At 34.9% G+C, this 518-nt stretch carries 2 protein-coding genes; both read left to right on the forward strand.

Annotated features, from left to right (window positions below; translation table 11 throughout):
• Positions 1-85: hypothetical protein (locus ACF91D_RS32475; RefSeq protein WP_483883404.1), on the forward strand; the 85-nt coding region annotated here is incomplete at its 5' end.
• Between the two features lie 54 nt (positions 86-139).
• The coding region (locus ACF91D_RS31630; RefSeq protein WP_392438678.1) for a CHAP domain-containing protein at positions 140-518 on the forward strand (379 nt) is incomplete at its 3' end.

Below are 518 nucleotides of genomic sequence, written 5' to 3' on the forward strand. Positions count from 1 at the left end.
TTTCTATTGTGCAGTATGTCGCATTACTGATCCACAAGAAAAAATTAAGAATGAAAAGTATTGGGGAACAATTACTTGGAAATAACAGATTAAGTCGGCACATTGTGTCGGCTTTTTATTATTAAACGGAGGTAATATTATGGTAAATGCAGTAATGATAAAAAATGAATTTTTAGTTTGGTTGAATAATTCAATTGGTAAACAATATGATTTTGATGGTTGGTATGGTTTTCAATGTTATGATTACGCTAATGCAGGGTGGGCTCAATTATTCCCCGGTACATCTTTACAAGGCGATTACGCTAAAGATATTCATACAGATAATCAAGCGTTACTAAAGGATAGAGCGAAAGTTTATAAAAATACATTAGATTTCTTAGCTTTACCTGGTGATATGGTTCTTTTCCCTTACACGTATGGAGATGGTGCTGGTCAGGTAGGATTTGTAGTATCAGCAGATTTAAATCAACTAACGATTGTCGAACAAAACTGGTTAGGTGGCGGTTGGACAGAAGGGC

This window comes from Staphylococcus sp. 231237_7MaSpsaltlick (genome assembly GCF_043107035.1).